The 18,496-nt window shown below is 55.9% G+C and carries 13 protein-coding genes; 8 read left to right on the plus strand and 5 right to left on the minus strand.

Annotated features, from left to right (window positions below; all coding sequences use genetic code 11):
* Positions 1-94: 94 nt before the first annotated feature.
* A complete protein-coding gene (nfo, locus tag DW189_RS09365) occupies positions 95-940 on the minus strand; it encodes a deoxyribonuclease IV (protein ID WP_022332590.1) in 846 nt (281 codons plus the stop codon).
* Positions 941-1,035: 95 nt separating this feature from the next.
* On the opposite strand from nfo, the gene DW189_RS09370 reads away from it, so the two are divergent.
* Genes DW189_RS09370 through DW189_RS09380 form a run of 3 tightly spaced genes read left to right on the plus strand, consistent with a single transcriptional unit; the run spans position 1,036 to position 4,099 of the window.
* The gene (locus tag DW189_RS09370) at positions 1,036-2,214 is read left to right on the plus strand and encodes a DUF3078 domain-containing protein (protein WP_055202258.1); all 1,179 of its coding nucleotides are present in this window, start codon (positions 1,036-1,038) and stop codon (positions 2,212-2,214) included.
* A gap of 30 nt (positions 2,215-2,244) precedes the next feature.
* Positions 2,245-3,882: a S41 family peptidase gene (locus tag DW189_RS09375; RefSeq protein WP_117507742.1), complete on the plus strand. Its 1,638-nt coding sequence runs from the start codon at positions 2,245-2,247 to the stop codon at positions 3,880-3,882.
* Positions 3,875-4,099, plus strand: coding sequence for a hypothetical protein (locus DW189_RS09380; RefSeq protein ID WP_117507744.1), 225 nt, complete (start codon positions 3,875-3,877; stop codon positions 4,097-4,099). Before DW189_RS09375 ends, DW189_RS09380 begins: the two co-directional genes overlap by 8 nt.
* Positions 4,100-4,684: 585 nt before the next feature.
* Here DW189_RS09380 and deoC read toward each other — a convergent pair.
* The 4 genes from deoC to rpsO form a co-directional block, all read right to left on the minus strand.
* Positions 4,685-5,563 carry a deoxyribose-phosphate aldolase gene (gene deoC / locus DW189_RS09390; protein ID WP_022332593.1) on the minus strand — a complete coding sequence of 293 codons (879 nt, stop codon included), beginning with the start codon at positions 5,561-5,563 and terminating at the stop codon, positions 4,685-4,687.
* A gap of 142 nt (positions 5,564-5,705) precedes the next feature.
* Positions 5,706-7,427 (minus strand): tetratricopeptide repeat protein, encoded by a 1,722-nt coding sequence (locus DW189_RS09395; protein WP_022332594.1) that lies wholly within the window; start codon positions 7,425-7,427, stop codon positions 5,706-5,708.
* Between the two features lie 213 nt (positions 7,428-7,640).
* Positions 7,641-9,875: a polyribonucleotide nucleotidyltransferase gene (pnp, locus tag DW189_RS09400; RefSeq protein WP_117507748.1), complete on the minus strand. Its 2,235-nt coding sequence runs from the start codon at positions 9,873-9,875 to the stop codon at positions 7,641-7,643.
* A gap of 95 nt (positions 9,876-9,970) precedes the next feature.
* The gene (gene rpsO, locus DW189_RS09405; RefSeq protein WP_018696268.1) at positions 9,971-10,243 is read right to left on the minus strand and encodes a 30S ribosomal protein S15; all 273 of its coding nucleotides are present in this window, start codon (positions 10,241-10,243) and stop codon (positions 9,971-9,973) included.
* A 191-nt stretch (positions 10,244-10,434) separates the two neighbouring features.
* Between rpsO and DW189_RS09410 the strand changes: the two genes are divergently transcribed.
* The 5 genes from DW189_RS09410 (at position 10,435) to DW189_RS09430 (ending at position 18,353) form a co-directional block, all read left to right on the plus strand.
* Positions 10,435-11,445, plus strand: a complete 1,011-nt coding sequence (locus DW189_RS09410) for an FAD:protein FMN transferase (protein WP_022332338.1) — start codon at positions 10,435-10,437, stop codon at positions 11,443-11,445.
* A 7-nt stretch (positions 11,446-11,452) separates the two neighbouring features.
* Positions 11,453-12,325, plus strand: a complete 873-nt coding sequence (locus DW189_RS09415; RefSeq protein WP_117507750.1) for a YegS/Rv2252/BmrU family lipid kinase — start codon at positions 11,453-11,455, stop codon at positions 12,323-12,325.
* Between the two features lie 107 nt (positions 12,326-12,432).
* A complete protein-coding gene (locus DW189_RS09420; RefSeq protein WP_022332336.1) occupies positions 12,433-13,356 on the plus strand; it encodes a helix-turn-helix domain-containing protein in 924 nt (307 codons plus the stop codon).
* Positions 13,357-13,538: 182 nt separating this feature from the next.
* A complete protein-coding gene (locus tag DW189_RS09425; protein WP_117507752.1) occupies positions 13,539-14,993 on the plus strand; it encodes a site-specific integrase in 1,455 nt (484 codons plus the stop codon).
* Between the two features lie 474 nt (positions 14,994-15,467).
* Positions 15,468-18,353 (plus strand): hypothetical protein, encoded by a 2,886-nt coding sequence (locus tag DW189_RS09430; protein WP_147326494.1) that lies wholly within the window; start codon positions 15,468-15,470, stop codon positions 18,351-18,353.
* Positions 18,354-18,496: the final 143 nt, after the last annotated feature.

Genomic DNA, 18,496 nt, shown 5'->3' on the forward strand with positions numbered 1-18,496 from the left:
ATTAGACATATGAGGCAACGATTCGACGACGGCGCATGCCGGCCGTAATTTTCCGCATCGCCGTGCCTGCTCCGGCTGCGGAGTCAATGGTTTCCTATTCTTCGGCCAATGACTTGAGCAGGGCGATCTCCTCCGGCCAGCGCTGCTCGTCGGGGGTTTCAAGGATCAGCGGAATGCCGTCGAAACGCGCGTCCTGCATGATATAGCGGAAACATTCCATGCCGATCATCCCCTCGCCCAGCGGCGTGTGGCGGTCGACATGGCTGCCCAGGATTTTCATGGCGTCGTTCAGGTGCATGCCTTTCAGGTATTCGAACCCGACCACGCGTTCCAGCTCCGCAAAGGTTTTGTCGCAGGCCTCCGCCGTCCGCAGGTCGTATCCGGCGGCAAAGGCATGGCAGGTGTCGATGCAGACCCCCACGCGCGATTTGTCTTCGACCCGCTCGATCAGGTAGGCCAGGTGTTCGAAGGCAAACCCGAGGTTCGAACCCTGTCCGGCCGTGTTTTCGATCACGGCCGTCACGCCGCGGGTCTTGTCCAGCGCGATATTGATCGACTCGGCGATCAGGTCGAGCGACCGTTCGGGCGAAATCTTTTGCAGGTGGCTGCCGGGGTGGAAGTTCAGCCGGTCGAGCCCCAGCGCTTCGCAGCGCTGCATCTCGTCGAGGAAGGCTGCGCGCGACTTCTCCAGAGCCTCCCGTTCGGGATGCCCGAGGTTAATCAGGTACGAGTCGTGGGGCAGGATCTGCGCGGGTGTATACCCGTATTGGTCGCAGGCCGTGCGGAAGGCGTCGATCTGCGCTGCGGTGAGCGGCGCGGCCACCCACTGGCGCTGGTTCTTCGTGAAAAGGGCGAAGCCCGTGGCCCCGATCCCGTGTGCATTGGCGGGCGCGTTTTCCACACCTCCCGCAGCACTTACGTGTGCTCCGATATATTTCATATGATTGTCTCTGTATTAACTTAAGACAAAGTTAAGGATTTTGTAAATAATTTCATAAATTTGCATATTGAATTTGCAATTATAATCGCTTCACTATGAAATATTTTTACCTGCTTTTCGGGCTCATTCCCGCCCTTTTGGCCGGCAACCCCGCGTTCGCACAAATATCCATCGACGAAGTCGATGCCAAAGAGGACAAAGTGACCTTCCAGGACAAACTGAAATCCACCTCCGTCGATGTGGACTATTTCAGCCTGGCCCGTTACAAGGCCGAGCGCGCCGCAATCCGCAAGGAGCGCAACTACCTCGAATTCAGCGGAGGCATACAGGGTTCACTCACGTCGTACAACGACCCGTGGATCTCGGTCTCGGGCGGTGACAACTCCATTGCCCTGACGGCGGTTTTCGGGCTGCGCCACCTCTTCACGAAGAACCTCTTCACGCTCGAAACCAAGTTCAATGCCAAGCTCGGCTACAACCGCATGAAGGTCGAAACGACCCAGAAAGATGACGAAGGCAACGAATACACCGACAGCGAGGGTATCTGGTTCAAAAACCAGGACGAATTCGTGATTTCCGTCGCCCCGTCGTTCAAGATGTCCGACAACTGGTCGTACGGTTCGATCTTGAATTTCCGCAGCCAGTTCGTCAACGGGTACAAATCGCGTACGGAACAAAAGGAGGAGCACCTCAAGAGCAAATTCATGACCCCGGGCTACCTTGACATCTCACTCGGTATCACCTATAAAAGCCCCAAGGCCAAATTCCCGATCGTGGTCAACATCTCGCCAATCGCCCTGAATGCCACCTTTGCGGAGAACGAACTGATCCGCAAAACGAACGGATTCAACTACGGTATCGAAGACCCCGACAAGACGTCCAAATACGAAGGCGGTTCGTCGATCCAGATCGACTTCGACCGCACGTTCGGCAAGACTGGGTTCCTGCGCTACCGCACGACGCTCTACTCCTTCTACGGCTGGATCACCGACATCGGCCAGAAAAACAAGATCAGCGACTATTCCGAATACCGGATTGCTTATGACGACTGGGTAGAGAAAGGCAGCGACATCAAGACCAAGCCCCGCCTGCCGATCCACCCGATCGTGCGCTGGGAAAATACGATCGACATCAAGGCAACAAAATACCTCTCCACGTCGTTAAGTTTCCAGCTCTACTACAACCGGGCGCAGAACCTCGACGTGCAGACCCGCACACTGCTGAGCGTCGGCCTGACGTATACGTTCAAGAACAAGGAAAAACCGCAAAAATAGTCCGGCCGCCGGTCGGCGTATGACACGCAAATGTATAAGAACTCGAAATACACCGTCCTCTTCCCGCTGCTGCTGGCAGCGGGTGTTGTGTTGGGGCTGCTGCTGGGGCAGTACATGGGCCGCAACAGCACCACTTCGGAGATCAAGGGCATGCTCCGCCAGATGGCGCTGCCCACCAACAAACTCACCTATACGCTTTCGCTCATCGAGAACCAGTATGTCGATTCGGTAGCGATGGATTCGCTCGCCGAGCACGTCATCCCGCTGCTGGTCAAGGAGCTCGATCCCCACTCGGTCTATATTCCGGCATCGGAGATGCAGGAGATCAACGAACCGCTCGAAGGCGAATTCGACGGCATCGGCGTAGTCTTCAACATGGCGACCGACACGGTGATCGTGCTGAACGTCATCCCGCAGGGCCCGAGCGACAAGGTCGGGGTCAAGGCCGGCGACCGCATCATCGAGATCAACGACACGCTGGTCGCGGGGCAGAAACTCCCGCAGCGCGACGTGGTGAGGAAACTGCGCGGCCCGCGCGGCACGACCGTACACCTCGGGCTGGGACGCCAGGGTATCACCGACCTGGTGGGCGTCGACGTCGTTCGCGACAAGATTCCGATCAAAAGCGTAGAATCGGCGTTCTGCCTTGCCGACGGCATCGGTTACATCAAGCTGGGACAGTTCGCACGGACGACCTTCGACGAGATGCAGGCATCGCTGGACACGTTGCGTGCGCAGGGCGCCACCAAACTTATCTTCGACCTGAGGGGCAACTCGGGCGGCTACCTCGACCAGGCCATCATGGTCGCCAACGAATTCCTGCACAAAGACCAGCTGATCGTTTACACGGAAGACCGCCAGCACAAACAGCTGCGCGAATACGCCGACGGCACGGGCGCCGCGCAGGATATGGACGTAGTGGTGCTGATCGACGAGGGCAGCGCGTCGTCGAGCGAGATCCTCGCCGGGGCATTGCAGGATAACGACCGTGGTACGATTGTTGGACGCCGTTCGTTCGGCAAGGGACTCGTCCAGCGTCAGATCCCATACAGCGACGGATCGGCATTGCGGCTTACTACGGCGCGTTACTACACGCCTACGGGCCGTTCGATCCAGAAACCCTATACGATCGGCGACGACGAAAGTTACGAAGAGGACATCTGGAACCGGTATAAGAACAACGAGTTCTTCTCGGCCGACAGCATCCACTTCGCGGATTCGCTCAAACGGGTGACTCCGGGCGGGAAGGTGGTCTACGGCGGCGGGGGTATCATGCCCGACGTCTTCGTGCCGGCCGATACGACCGACGTAACGAAATATTTTGTCGAGGTGGCGGGGCGCAACATCCTCTACCGCTACACGATCGAATATGCCGACCGTCACCGCGAAGCCCTGAACAAGGTCAGGACGATCCCCGAACTCCAGGCGTTGCTGGGCAGCGACAAGGGCCTCGTGGAGGATTTCATCCGCTATGCAGCACACAAGGGCGTCGCTCCCGATTACCGGGACATCGCCCGCTCGCGCAAGCTGATCGAAGCCCAGCTGAGGGCTTATATCGGCCGCAACACGGCGCTGGAGGACAACGGCTTCTACGCCAACATCTATCCCGTCGACAACGTGGTGGTGCGTGCCATCGGGATATTAAACGATACACAGAAAAATGATTAAAAAACTCATCGGTATTATCGTGGCCGTGGCGGTGATCGTCATCGTCGTCATTGCGGCTATCCGGCGCGACAATTTCCAGTCGATGTTATTGCGCGACGAGATCGAAAACCAAACCTTCCCGGGGCCAGTCGACACCGACCAGCCGGCGGCACCCGTAGCGGGTGAAATCGAAGAGACGGATTCGGTAACCATCGAGGTGGTCGATTCGATTCGGTAATACCTGTCCGGAAAGCATACGGGAAATACCTCCCGAGGGAGGGCTTTCGTAAATAACCGATTCCTGACACCGGATAATATCTGCTGGAAAATATTTATTTTCCCGGGGAAAACGGATCGAAATCACTTCGGATCGGGATTCACATAACAGGCAGCAGCCCCTGCAGGGGCTGCTGCCTGCCGTATACCTGAAATCCTTCAAAGAGTCCGGACTGCCGCACCCCGTATCTTTCCCGGCACGCACATGCAGTATCGGGCGGTTTCCCGCATTTATTAGGTAGTCCGTCCCTTTCGGCCGCGACTGCGAGTTCTGCACATATCCCGGCCGCGGGCAGCCAAAGTACATCCTCCGTTTGCATGAATAATCCGGGCTGCACCGACGGCCGGGGATATTGTTCCTCGGGGGGGGGCCATCGGGAATGCCTCGCAGATGTCGGCAAGCCGTGTGCAGAGGAATTTGAACAACCTCATCCCGTACAGTCGAAAGCGTATAGCATGATTTTCCCCGTCGTATCGCTCACTCATTCGTCAAAAAAATACAGCAGCCCTGCGGGACTGCTGTATACGGCCTGGGCTCTTCCGAAGATCAGAAATATTTGATCTCCCTGCCCTCGATCGCCGAAAGGATATTGTTTGCGGCGGACGATGCACCGATGCGGAACAGGTCGGTCGTAAGCCACTCCTTACCGAGAATCTCCTCAACGATGGTATAGTAAAGTGCGCCGTCTTCGGCCGTGCGGACACCGCCGGCAGCCTTGAATCCGACCTTGCGGCCGGTCTTCGCATAGTAATCGCGGATGGCCTGGCACATGACGACCGCCGCCTCGGGAGTCGCTGCGACGTCGATCTTGCCCGTCGAGGTCTTCACGAAATCGGCACCTGCGAACATCGACAGCAACGATGCCTTGCGGATCAGGTCGGGGGTTTTCAACGCCCCGGACTCGATGATGACTTTCAGTACGATGTCGCCGTCCATCTCGGAACGGATCACCTCGACCTCGTTCGCCGCCTCATCGTATTCGCCCGTAAGCATACGCCCCACATTGAGCACGATGTCGATTTCATCGGCGCCGTTTTCCACGGCCATCGCCACTTCGAGGGCCTTCACTTCGAGGAAGGTCTGGGCTGCAGGAAACCCGCCGCCCACGCTCGTAATGCGCATCGGAGTGCCATCGACAGCCAGCCCCACGGTCTCGACGAATGCCGGGTAGATACAGATCGAAGCGACATTGGGGATATGGGGATATTTCTGGTAGAACTCGGCAGCCTTGCGGGCAAACTCCGTGACCGAAGTCACCGAGTCGTTGCACGACAGGGTCGTGAGGTCGATAGCCGAGTAGCACATTTTGTACACGTCGGTATTGTGGTTGCGTTTCGCGGCTTCGCGGATGCGGGCGACCTCCTGGTCTACCTGGGCTTCGCTCCACGCGGGAGCATATTCGTTCAGATGGTTGGCGTATTCCATAATAATCGCTGTTTTTACAAAATTAGGAAAAAATATTCATACGCGCGGTTCCCGTCCGTAAATTTTTCCCGTCATACCGGCTATCCTGCAAAAAAAGAGCCTGAACCACCGGGTTCAGGCTCTTTTTATCGGTTGACGGCTATTATTTGTTCAGCGCCTTCAGGTTGATGTCGTTGGCAGCCTTCTGAGCCAGTTTCGGGTTCTTCGAAACGGCGCTCTTCAGCTGGGCCTCTGCGGTCTTCAGGTCACCCTCCTTGGCAGCGATAACTGCACGCAGGTAGTCGGCGTCGGCCGAGTTGTCCTTGGAGATGGCCTGCTTGGCGGCAGAAAGGTTGTTGCTCATCACCTGAGCCACGGCCTCGTTGTAACCGTCGAGGTTCTGGGCAGCAGCCTTGTAGTCGCCTTCGGCAGCAGCGATAGCAGCCTTGGCCTGTGCATCGGCAGCCTTGGCATACTTCTTAGCCTCGGCGGTGTTGCCGTTGGCCAGGTTGCCCAGGATGAGGTTCTTGGTGATTTCGCTCGACGAATCCATCTTAGCAGCCTTCTCGAACGATTTGAGCGCAGCAGCCTTGTCGCCTGCCTTGGCCTGTGCGATACCCAGGTTGTTGTAAACGCGGGCGTCGTTGTATTTCTTCGAAGCGGTGGTCAGGATAGCAACCTGCTCCTCGGCACCGTTAGCCAGCGTCTCGGCAGCATAGAGGTACTCCTCTACGGTCAGCTCCTGGCCGTTGCGGAACGCAGCCATGATCTCGGCGTCGGTCTTGCCCTGGATGTCGGTGCTGTTCACGATCTGCGAGCGACGCAGTTCGGGAAGAACCTCCTCTTTCAGTTCGTTGAATACCGAAGACATGTTCTTGATTTCACTCTCACGCTCTGCGGGCGAGTTGTAGAGGCTCAGCACCTGGAGAATGAGGTTCTTGTCCTTGATGTTCGACTTCTCGACCAGTTCCTTGAAACCGTCCCAGTCCTCACCGTAAGCGGCAGCGTCGATGTCCAGGCCCGAATCCTTCAGCAGCTTGGCAACGACTTTCTTACCGGACTCGCTGCGCGACTTCGACAGTTTGTCGTTGAATTTCACGGGGCCATCGGGCGAAGCATAACCCTTCACGGCGATGTTCTGCGTAGCACGGTCGTTCTGCAGTTTGGCATCTACGTCAGCCTTGAACGCGTCGAGGTTGGCTTTCTTCTCGTTCTTCTTGGTTACGACCGAAGAGTTGATCGCATAGAGCAGATCGGTCTTGTCGACGACGGTGGTCACCTTCTTGTAGTTGTTGGCCATCGGAGCCATCAGGTCGGAGTATTTCAGATCCTTCTGGAGCGTGTTCAGTCCGTAAGCTACGGTCAGGCCGAATTCCTTGGCCAGAGCGGCCTTGGCAGCCTCGTCGTTACCGGCCAGCACGGCAGCCTGCTCCTTGGTCGGGATGGCGCCGGTGTTCAGGTTCACGAGCGTGAATTCCTTGCACTTGCCGCCCGGGCACTTGATCTCGGCGCGGAGCTGCAGGGCGCACTTGTCCATACGGGGATCGTAGGGGAACTCTACGTGCTGCGTGAAATTGCCTCCGTTCTTCTTGTCGATGACCGTGTAGTTCTCGTCGACTTTCGAACCCTGGAGATATTTGGCGGCACCGGCAACCTCGCCACCGTCGAATACGATCACGGGAGTTACTTTGATAACGGCTTTCGCGTTGAAATACTTAACCGGGAACGTAACATTGATGTCAGCGGCAACGATACCGTTGTTCAGCGTCAGAATCTCGGGGGTAACCGTCAGGTTGATGTCATCCCGGTTCTTGGCCATCTTCTTGAAGCAATTACAGCTCGAGAATACCAGTGCGGCAGCTACGAGCACAACGCTCAATTTCATTAGATTTTTCATAATCGGTTAATTTAATGTGTTTATTTTAAATGTTTGCCTTTTTATCTGTCTTTCGGCCCTGTTCGTACAGAATTCGCGGTATTGCATCTTCCAACTCCCCAGCCAGAACAACGCAAATATAGAAAACTCTTGGTAATTGTGCAATATTTCAGGCGGAATTTCAGTACTTTTCCGCCCGAAAATATCACATTAGCAGTCGTTTTACTCTTCTTTGCGTTCAGGACGTCCGTGGCGTTCGTGGCGTTCGCCGCGCTCGGGACGCTCGCCACGCGGACGACGCTCCCGCTCCACATAACCCTCGGGCTTGGGCAGCAGCACCTTGCGCGACAATTTGAGCTTGTTGGTCTTCGGATCCATACCGATCAGCTTCACGTCGATCTCATCGCCCTCTTTCAGGCCGGTCTCCTCCATGGTCTCGAAGCGCTTGTAGTCGATTTCCGAGATGTGGAGCAGGGCGTCCTTGCCGGGCATGATCTCGACGAACGCACCGAAGGTGACGATCGAACGGATCTTGCCGTGGTACGTCTCGCCGATCTCCGGGATCGCAACGATGGCCTTGATGCGGTTCAGCGCGCCGTCGAGTGCGGTCTTGTCCTGGCCGAAGATGTCCACGATACCCTTATTATCGACCTCGGTGATCGTGATGGTCGTACCCGTGGTCTTCTGGATGTCCTGGATGACCTTGCCGCCGGGGCCGATCACGGCACCAATCATATCCTGCGGGATAGTGATCTGTACGATGCGCGGTACGAAAGGCTTGTAGTCCTCGCGCGGTTCGGCGATGCACTCGGTGATCTTGTCGAGGATGTGCAGGCGTCCCTTGCGGGCCTGCTCCAGCGCTGCGGCCAGCACCTCGTACGAGAGGCCGTCGACCTTGATATCCATCTGCGTGGCGGTGATACCGTCCTTGGTACCCGTCACCTTGAAGTCCATGTCGCCCAGGTGGTCTTCGTCGCCCAGGATGTCCGACAGCACGGCCCACTTGCCGCTCTGCGAATCGGAAATCAGCCCCATGGCGATACCCGAGACGGGCTTTTTGAGTTTCACACCGGCGTCCATCAGGGCCAGCGTGCCGGCGCAGACGGTAGCCATCGACGACGAACCGTTCGACTCGAGGATGTCCGATACGATACGCACGGCGTAGGGGTTCTCCTCACCCAGCGGAACCATCGGTTTCAGGGCACGCCATGCCAGGTGGCCGTGGCCGATCTCGCGGCGGCTCAGGCCGCGTGCGGCCTTGGCCTCGCCCGTCGAGAAGGGCGGGAAGTTATAGTGCAGCACGAACTGCTCGGTACCCTGTACCAGCACTTCGTCCTTGACTTTTTCGTCGAGTTTCGTACCGAGCGTAACGCTGGTCAGCGACTGCGTTTCACCGCGCGTGAAGATCGCCGAGCCGTGGGCTGCGGGCAGGTAGCCCACCTCGCACCAGATCGGACGGATCTCATCGGTCTTGCGGCCGTCGAGGCGCTTGCCCTCGTCGAGGATCATGTTGCGCATGGCCTTTTTCTGCACGTCGTCGTGGAAATATTTGTGGATCAGCGGGGCTTTCTCCGCCAGTTCCTCCTCGCTGTAACGCGCTGCGAACTCGGCCTCGAGGGCGTTGAACTTTTCCTCGCGCTCGTGCTTCATCGTGCCGCTCGTGGCGATGGCGTAAGCCTTGTCGTAAAGCTCGCTGATAATCGTCTGGCGCAGCTGTTCGTCGTTGACCTCATGGCAGTAGGTGCGTTTCACGTCCTTGCCCAGTTCTTTCGCGAGTTCGATCTGTACGGCGCAGTGCTTCTTGATCTCCTCGTGTGCGAACTTGATGGCCCCGAGCATCACCTCCTCGGAAACCTCCTTCATCTCGCCTTCGACCATCAGGATGTTGTCGATCGTACCGCCGACCATGATGTCGAGGTCGACCTTGCCCATCTCCGAATAGTTGGGGTTGATGACGTAGTTGCCGTCGATGCGTGCCACGCGAACCTCCGAAATGGGGCCGCCGAAGGGTATGTCCGAAACGGCGAGGGCGGCCGAAGCGGCCAGGCCCGCCAGGGCGTCGGGCTGGATATCCTTATCCGCCGAGATGAGGTTCACCGTTACGTAAACCTCGGCGTGGTAATCTGCGGGGAACAGGGGGCGGAGGGCTCGGTCGATCAGGCGCGCGACGAGCACTTCGCTGTCGTTGGCTTTGCCTTCGCGCTTCATGAAGCCTCCGGGGTAACGTCCGCAGGCGGCGTACTTCTCTTTGTATTCCACCTGAAGGGGCATGAAATCGGTGTCGGGTTTTGCGTCCTTGGCGGCCACCACGGTACCCAGGAGCATCGTGTCTCCCATCTTGACTACCACGGAGCCGTCGGCCTGCTTGGCCAGTTTGCCCGTTTCGACCTCGATCTGGCGTCCGTCGGCCAGCGTGATGATCTTGCGGACTGCGTTGTACAGCTTCTTTTCTTCCATAAAAATCTAAACCTATAATGTTTTTCGAATCGTTGTCCTTTACGAAAATGAAGGCAACCCCTCGTTGGGAATTGCCCTCATTTCTCCCTCGCGGATTATCGGCGGAGGTTGAGCGTCTTGACGATGGCGCGGTAGCGCTCGATGTCGACCTCTTTCAGATACTCCAGCAACGCGCGGCGCTTACCGACCAGGCGCAGCAGTGCGCGCTGGGTTCCGAAGTCGTGTTTGTTGCTCTTGAGGTGTTCTGTAAGGTGGCTGATACGGTACGAAAACAACGCGATCTGGCTCTCGGGCGAACCCGTGTCGGTGTTAGACTTGCCGTACTGGCCGAAAAGCTCCTGCTTTTTCTCTGCTGTTAAATAAGCCATTTTTGAAAGTTTATTTAAATTCCACTCTACGACGCATCCCCCTTACCGTGGATAACGCCAGAGCGTCCGGCAAAGTTACGAAATAATTGACAATTAAGCATGGCAAATGAAAAATTATTTACCTTTTTTACACGGATTTATCGCCTTAAACTCCGGAAAATACTATTTTTGCGGCAAAACAAGTCTACGTTATGGTAAAGACGCTTATTTTCGCACTCCTCGCGACGATGTGCGCAACCTTCCTGTGGGGCTGCGGCGGCAAGGTTTCCTATACGACCGTCGACGGGACGATGCTCGGCACGACGCTGCACGTGGTGGCCGACGTGCAGGGCACTTCGCCGCAGGAGCTCTACGCCGCCGTCATGGCGCTCGACCGGGAGGCCAAGGCCTCGATGTCGATCTTCGACCCGGCGTCGCTGCTGAGCCGCCTGAACCGCAACCAGACCGACAGCGTCGACCGCCATATCGCCTTCAACCTCCGCCTGGCCGACAGCATCAGCTCGCTGAGCGACGGCCGTTACGACGTGACCGTCAAACCGCTCGTCGAGGCGTGGGGCTTCGCCGGGAAAGAGGCGCAGGAGAACCCGAACGTCGATTCGATCCTTGCGTTCGTGGGCCGTCAAAAGGTGCGCATCGAAAACGGCCGCCTGATAAAGGACGATCCCCGTGTGCAGCTGGATTTCAATTCGATCGCCAAAGGATATACCGTCGACCTGCTCGCGCAGCTCGTCGAGTCGTTCGGTGCCCGGAACTACATCGTCGACATCGGCGGCGAAGTCCGCTGCAAGGGCGTCAACCGGCAGGGGGATCCGTGGCGCATCGGCATCGAGACCCCGTTCGACGGCAACATGTCGAACGGCGAATACCTCCAGCGGCGTATCGGGATGACCGAAGGCGGCCTGGCCACCTCGGGCAATTACCGCCGTTTCTACCTCGATGCCAAAGGCAACAAGATCGCCCACACGATCGACCCCCGCACGGGGCGCAGCGCCGTTTCGCGCCTGCTGTCGGTGACGGTCGCGGCTCCGACCTGCGCCGAGGCCGACGCTCTGGGAACCATGTTCCTGGCGATGGGGGCCGACGATGCGCTGGCCGCGGCGAAGTCCATGCCCCGGATGAAGGTCTATTTCATCCTCGCCGACGGCGCGGATGGCTATGAAGAGTATGTTTCGCCCGCCATGAAGGCGGCAATCATGCAATAACCGATTTATGAAAAGCGCAGTTTTCCTCTACAACACCCAATCCGGCAAGTGCAAGATCGGCCACTGTACCGATAGCATCTGCACCGTATTCCGGGCTTACGGCTACGAGATTACCCCGCAGCCGATCGACTTCGAAGCCAATCCCTTCGACGGCAACGAGCAGATCAGCCTGATGGTCGTGGCCGGCGGCGACGGCACGGTCAACTATGTGGTCAACTCCATGAAAAGCAAGGGGCTGGATATCCCCTTGGGGGTAATCCCCGCAGGTACGGCCAACGATTTCGCCGGGGCGCTCGGCATGTCGCACAAACCGCTCGAAGCAGCAAGGCAGATTGCCTCGGGCGCCATCGACCGGGTGGATTGCGGCTGTGTGAACGGCCTCTACTTCGTCAATATTTTCAGCTTCGGCATCTTTACCACCACCTCGCAGCGTACGCCCGACGAACGCAAGCACAAAATCGGCAAGTTGGCCTATATCATCGAAGGGGTCAAGGAGTTCCCGGCGATGCACGCCGTGCCGCTCCAGGTCGTGGCCGACGGCGAGGCGTTCGATTTCAATTCGCTCATGGTGCTGGTTTTCAACGGCGAAACCGCCGGGGGATTCCGCCTTGCGCGCCGGTCGTCGATCAAGGACGGCCTGTTCGACTGCCTGATGCTCGAAAAGAAGAATTTCCTGCGTTCGACGCTGGCCATGGGGCGTTACCTGCTGGGCGGAAACCCCAAGATCGTCCGCCACCTGCGGGTTCGGGCGCTGGACATCGTCTCGACACTCAACGAACCTACGGACGTCGACGGCCAGAAGGGTGCCGAATTTCCGCTGCATATCGAGTGTATCGCCGGCGGCCTGCGTGTGATGTGCCCCCGCGAGGAGGGGAAATAAAGGCGGGACAAAATCCGGCCGCGGACATTGCGTTTCCTTTGTTTTTTGCACGAGATATTGCATTTGCGTATGAAAAATGTTACATTTGTCCGAAATACCACGACGATATGGCGGATACTATCAAAACGGCAAGGGCGATAAGGGAGAGCGGAAGGGAGAACTTGCGTAAGGTTTCGATCTCCCGTATCAAAAAGGAGATGAACGATGTGTTCTATCTCTCCGACGACCTGGTAATCACAACGCTTTCTGCACAGAACAATACGACGGCCGAGTACCCGGCTTCGATCGACGGTTTTTCGGCCATCATCATGATGACAGGCGAGGCGACCGTGTCGATCGACATGCAGAATTACAGTGTCAAACCCAATACGATCGTCTTTTTCAATCCCGACAGCATCATCCGCACGGTGAAATGTTCGGCGAACGCCGCAGCCTATTTCCTCGCCTTCTCCAAATCGTTCGTCAACGAAATCCAGATCGACCTTTCTACCTCGCTGCCGGTCTACATGCGCTTCGGGAAAGCCCCCGTGCTGGAAGTCGCGCCGCAGGACGTGGATGAGATACGCCAGTTGTTCCAACTGATCAAAACCATGCTGCGCAGCGACAAGGAGCGTTACCGCCACGAGATCATCCGCACGCTCTTTACCACGGCGTTCTACATCATCACCGAGATTAACCAGCGCGAGCAGCCCGGCGGAATCAAACAGGGGCGCTGCGAAGTACTTTTCGACGAATTCATGTCCCTTTTACAACAGTACAACAAGCGGGAACGCAACGTGAGTTTCTATGCCAAACAGTTGAATATCACGCCTAAATACCTTTCATCGGTCGTCAAGGAAGTCAGCGGGAAAACTGCTGCGCGCTGGATCGACGAGTCGGTGATCCTCGAGGCCAAAGCGTTGCTGAAATACTCGGGAATGAGTATCCAGGAAATCGCTTACCACCTCAATTTCTCGACCCAGTCGTTCTTCGGCAAATACTTCAAGCAGCATACCGGCACAAGCCCCTCACGCTACAAGCGCAAAGGCTGATCGGCATGCGCGGCCACAGGATGAATCCCTCTCCCGGAGAGGGATTTTTCTTGTGCCTTTTCCCGACGGGGAATAAGGTCGGATTTATTATTGCATATCAATCGCATAGGACATATGTTGCCGGGGCAACGGGGCTTTTTCCGCCCCTTAATTTGTAAACCATAGCGTAAACCGGAAAAAAGATGAAAATTGCAAAAGCTACCATTACCGCGCTCCTTTACACCTCCAAGACCCTTGCCAACGGCGAACACCCCGTCATGATCCGGGTCTGTTACAACGGCAAACGTAAATACAAGAGTACGGGGCTCTCCTGTCCCGCAAAACTCTGGAATACGGCGAAACAGGAAGTACGCGGACGCCATCCCCTTTCGATGAATATGAACGCCCTTATCGAATCGGAATTGATGTGCCTGAAAAACAAGGTGCTGGATTACGAACGCCAGGGCATGGCCTATTCGGTACAGAGCCTGCTCGAGGCTTCGGGGCGGAAACCGCCGTCGCGCAAAACGCTGGACGACCTGTTCGAAGAACGCATCGCCTATTTCAGGGACACCATGCAGAAACACAATACGGCGGCCGGCTACCAGACGCTGCGGCATATTATCGGACGGTATTCCCAGAACCGGACGGTCGAGCTGTTCGACGTGGACAAGGCCTGGCTGCAGGATTTCGAACAGCACCTCCATACGCGCTACGCCGACACGAGCATAAAACGCTTCTTCAGCGCATTCAAGGCGCTGATGAATTACGCCTGCCAAAGCGGCCAGCTGGCCATAAGCCCGTTCCACGGGTTCCGCCTCAGCCGGAGGCTCGATGTCAGGACGGCCAAACGGGCGCTGGAAACCGGGGAACTGGAGGCGATCGTACGTTACTACCTCGACACCTATTATTATAAGACGAACCCGAAGCCCGATGTAAAAACGATGCAACGACGCTACTGGCGCAGCCGGGTGTACGGGGCGGACGGCACCGTCAGGCAGGCCGCGATCGACGCCGAACAGTTTTCGCTCGCGCTGTTTATCTGCTCCTATATTTTCCAGGGGCTTGCCCTGGTCGACCTCGCCCGGCTGAAGTGGAAGGATATGGTCTGCATCGAAATTCCTGACAAGGAGAAATACGACCGGGATCGTACGACATACGGCCTGCGATATGCCGAGGTGCACAAGGCCACAGCCACGTTCTACGAAATCAACCTCGTCCGTGCCAAGACGCAACACCCGACACGGGTGCTGGTCGAACGGTCGGTGGCATGGCCCTACATGGTGCCGTTCTTAGGGCCGGGAAAGGCGCGGGGCAACGATTTCGTCTTTCCGATTTACTTCGACGAAGACCCTGTGCATCAGTTCGAGCGGATCACCTATGCGAACAACGTGATAAACCAAAGCCTGCAACGGGTTGCCAAACGCATCGGCCTCACGCGGAAAGTCACCTTCTACGCGGCACGCCATACCTATGCGTCCAGGCTCTACCATGCCGACGTTCCCCTGCCCCTGATCGCTCAGAACATGGGACGCAATCCCGCGGAGATCGAGACCTACCTCAAGGAGTTCGACACCGACAAGATTATCAGCGCCAACAAACGCATCTGGCAAATCCCCCGGACAGAACCGCTCGAAACGAATACCGGCGGATTGTAAACCGTCCTGTCAACCGGCTATTTCTTATTGTCATTAACAGACTGATAAACAAGGTCAAAATAATTATCCGCACTGTTCCTCACGGGAACATTGTTAGCCGGTGTCGGTTGTAAAGACTACGACGACGACATCAAGGAAATCAACAACAAAATCGAAGGCCTCGAGACGGGCAAGCTTGCCTCGCTTGAGGAACAACTCAACTCCCTAAAGGTTACAATCAGTACGCTGGAGCAGGCCGACAAGGATCTTCAGCAAAAAATCAACGAACAGGAAAAGGCCATTTCTTCCGCCACAGGTGATATCGAGCAGCTTGAAAAAGAACTCGAAAAAGCAGTTAAAGCCCATGAAAGCTTGCAAACCAATATTGATAATCTGAAGAAATATTGCGACGGGGCTTTCCTCAAGACAGCAGATGCTGCCAAAACCTATGCGACAATCGCCAGTGTTGCAGATGCCGTAGCTCTTGCAAAGAACTTGAAAGTCTACAACACCGATGCAGCCATCAAGAAGGCCATCGACGATGCTGTAGCTGCTGCTGTAAATGCAAACGGAGCAGCTTTCCAGGCAGCTTTCGACACGCGTTTCACATCGGCACTCGATGCAGCGCTTTCGTCCGAAGCTGGTAAGGAAGGCAAGATCTACCAGGCTATCACGACTGCCATTTCGCAATACGATGGTAAAATGCACCAGTGCCTGACCGACGCCTTGGCAGAAAACGGTGTTATAACCAATGCTATTGCCGATGCCATTGCCGATGCGAAAACAGATTTGACGGCAGAGTTGCAAAAATGGGTATCGGGACGTCTGACCAGTGTAACGCTGATTCCCGATCTGTATGAAAACGGCATTGAGACGATCGAAGTCAACTCGTTACGCTACAAGAAAATGAAGGTCAATACCTCTACGGAAACGGCCGCTGTTACTCCTGCTACCGAAAAGTATTGGTATATTTCCGAAAAAGCTACACCCGTTCGCTACCACGTTTCGCCTTCGGTCGTTACCAACAGCGATATCGAGACTCCTTCGTTCGTGTTCGAACAGGCTGTTTCGCGTTCCGCCGTCGGCAGCACGCTCCTGTCCGTCGTTTCCAACACATGGTCGACCGAGGCCGGCAGTGCATGGAACATCAAGAGCAACGAACTGACAGTCAACACACGTCGTGTTGCCGGTTATGGTCTTGTAAAGCCTGCTCCCGAAAATAATATCTATACGGCAGCATTGAAGGTGCCTATCGCGGAGAAATGGCTGGAAGACGATGCCGACGATACGTTCATTTATTCCGACTATACGAAACTGAGCGAATATATCTATGATGTTAAGATCGCAGCCCTGCGCGATGACGGGGAAGGAATTGCCAAGTACAGCGATACGGACAGCAAACATTATCATTTCTACGAGACGTATAAGAAGGCAACAGATTTGGTGGCATCGAAGCCGGCTGCGACTTGCGATTACGACGAAACGATCGACCTGCTGACCCTGGTTACCGGTTGTGCAACCAATGCAGAGGGAGCTAAGGCCCGTGAAATCAATAAGGCAGCTCTTGCTGTTGCGGGTTTGGAATTCCGTTTCGCAGTGCCGACAGTCCCGTTCAAACGCGGCGAAAACGAGGCCGACAACCAGAAGTACATCAAACTGAACGGCTCGGTTGCAACCCCCGTTACCCCGGAAGGAACCGAGAATAACCAGGCAGCCATCGGTAAAACCCCCGTTGTACGCGTCGAATTGTGGGATGCAAAACGCAATGAGATCGTAGACGTAAAATGGCTCCAGCTCAAATGGACACAAAAGACCTTCAGCTTCCCGATCGACAAGATCTATACGAAACTGGGTTGCAGCTATACCTATAAGTTCCTTTGGGATGATATGAACAAGCATATCCTCGAGAAGATGGGCGAGAGCGGCATGTCGCAGGCCGATTTCGTGAATACTTATAAAGTCGCAGGTATCAGCACGACCGACAAATGGACGGAGCGCAACAATAATACCGGTTTAGGCAAGGTCGTTACGGACAAGACCTCCGACGATTACAAGAACGGCAATTACGAAATGTGGTATGGACTCGATGCCAATGCCGCAGAGTCGACACCCGCGTTCGAATGGCACCTGACGGCCGACCAGATCGGTAAGATTATCGACCTGGACGGGAAGTTGCTCAGCAAGTACAAGGACGGTAAGGATATGTTCGTTACGATCAATCTGGTACGCAAGGACGGCAACGTAGACGGCGGTCTGACGATCACCTTCGGTGTAAACTTCACCGTCGAGCTGAAGGCTACGGTTACGAAGAATACCGCATGGTGGCACTCCGACTACGCAGGCAACGCGAACAAGAGTGTCAAGGTCACGCCGATCCACATTAACACGGCCAACCCGGAATACCGCAACGGAACTGTCGATAAGTTGGTTAACTATGAGTTCGACCTGGCAAGCGCATTTACCGACAAGAAGCCGCTCGCCAATATGAACAACTGCGCCGTATGGGATATTCAGTTCTCCAAAACGCAGCCAGTTACGGACTTCAAGGTTAACTTTAACCCTGCAACCGCCGAACCCCAGGTAGAGCACAACAACGACGATTACGGCTATGTGCTGCAATCGAAGACCCTCAGCGGTAATGCTTCGAGAATCCAGTTCAACGGCTCTCAGACGCAGAATGCATGGTTCGGTATAGACAACGGCAAGTCGGTCGCATCCGAGATATCCGTATTCGTGGGTGAAAATGCAGCCGGCTATGCACTGCTCGGCCAGCGTGCGAACGCGAAGATTTGGGGCTCAATCAACCCGAAGAACATCTATCTGGTCGAAACGTTCGAACTTTCCTACGTTGCCCCGCTCAAGTTCGTGAACGACCTGGGTGTCGTAGAGCTTCCCTATGCAGCTGAAGGACAGACTATCGATTGCGCAGAGGCTATTTCGATCCGAGACTTCCAGAACTACCTCGTAGCTGCAAAAGCCCCGGTAGCAGCGCAAGGTGAGGATGAATATGCTCCCGAACGCTACAAGTACTACGATGTCAAGACCGCTCAATGGAACTTTGCCGAAGCAGTTGTCAATCAGGCTGTCGACGCGCAGGGCAATATTTCGGCTGTCAGCATCGAGGGTATCACTGCCGACAACTACGCAACCGAGGTTGCCAAGAGAAAGCTTTATAGCGCCAACTCGTTCTTCAAGATGCCTTCGGGTCAGAACTGCTTTGAGACGAATGCCCAGGATGCTACGAAACTCGATTTCCACAGCCTGCTTGGCAACGACCTCGGCAAAGAGGTATCGGTACTGATTCCCGTATCGGTTCAGCACAAGTACGGCGTCGCCAAGACCCTCGTTCAGGTCAAGGTCAAACCGGTTGTTCTTGACTAAGACATCTTTCCCGCGGAATCCGGCGCTGCTGTGAGGCAGCGCCGGGAACCCGGAAACATACCCCAAAGCAGGAGTCGCACATCCCCAAAGTTTTTTTGGTAACAACAACTCCCACTTTTCAAGTAAAACTCCTGCCTGCGGCA

The organism is Alistipes sp. AM16-43, from assembly GCF_003435745.1.
Lineage (GTDB): Bacteria > Bacteroidota > Bacteroidia > Bacteroidales > Rikenellaceae > Alistipes > Alistipes onderdonkii.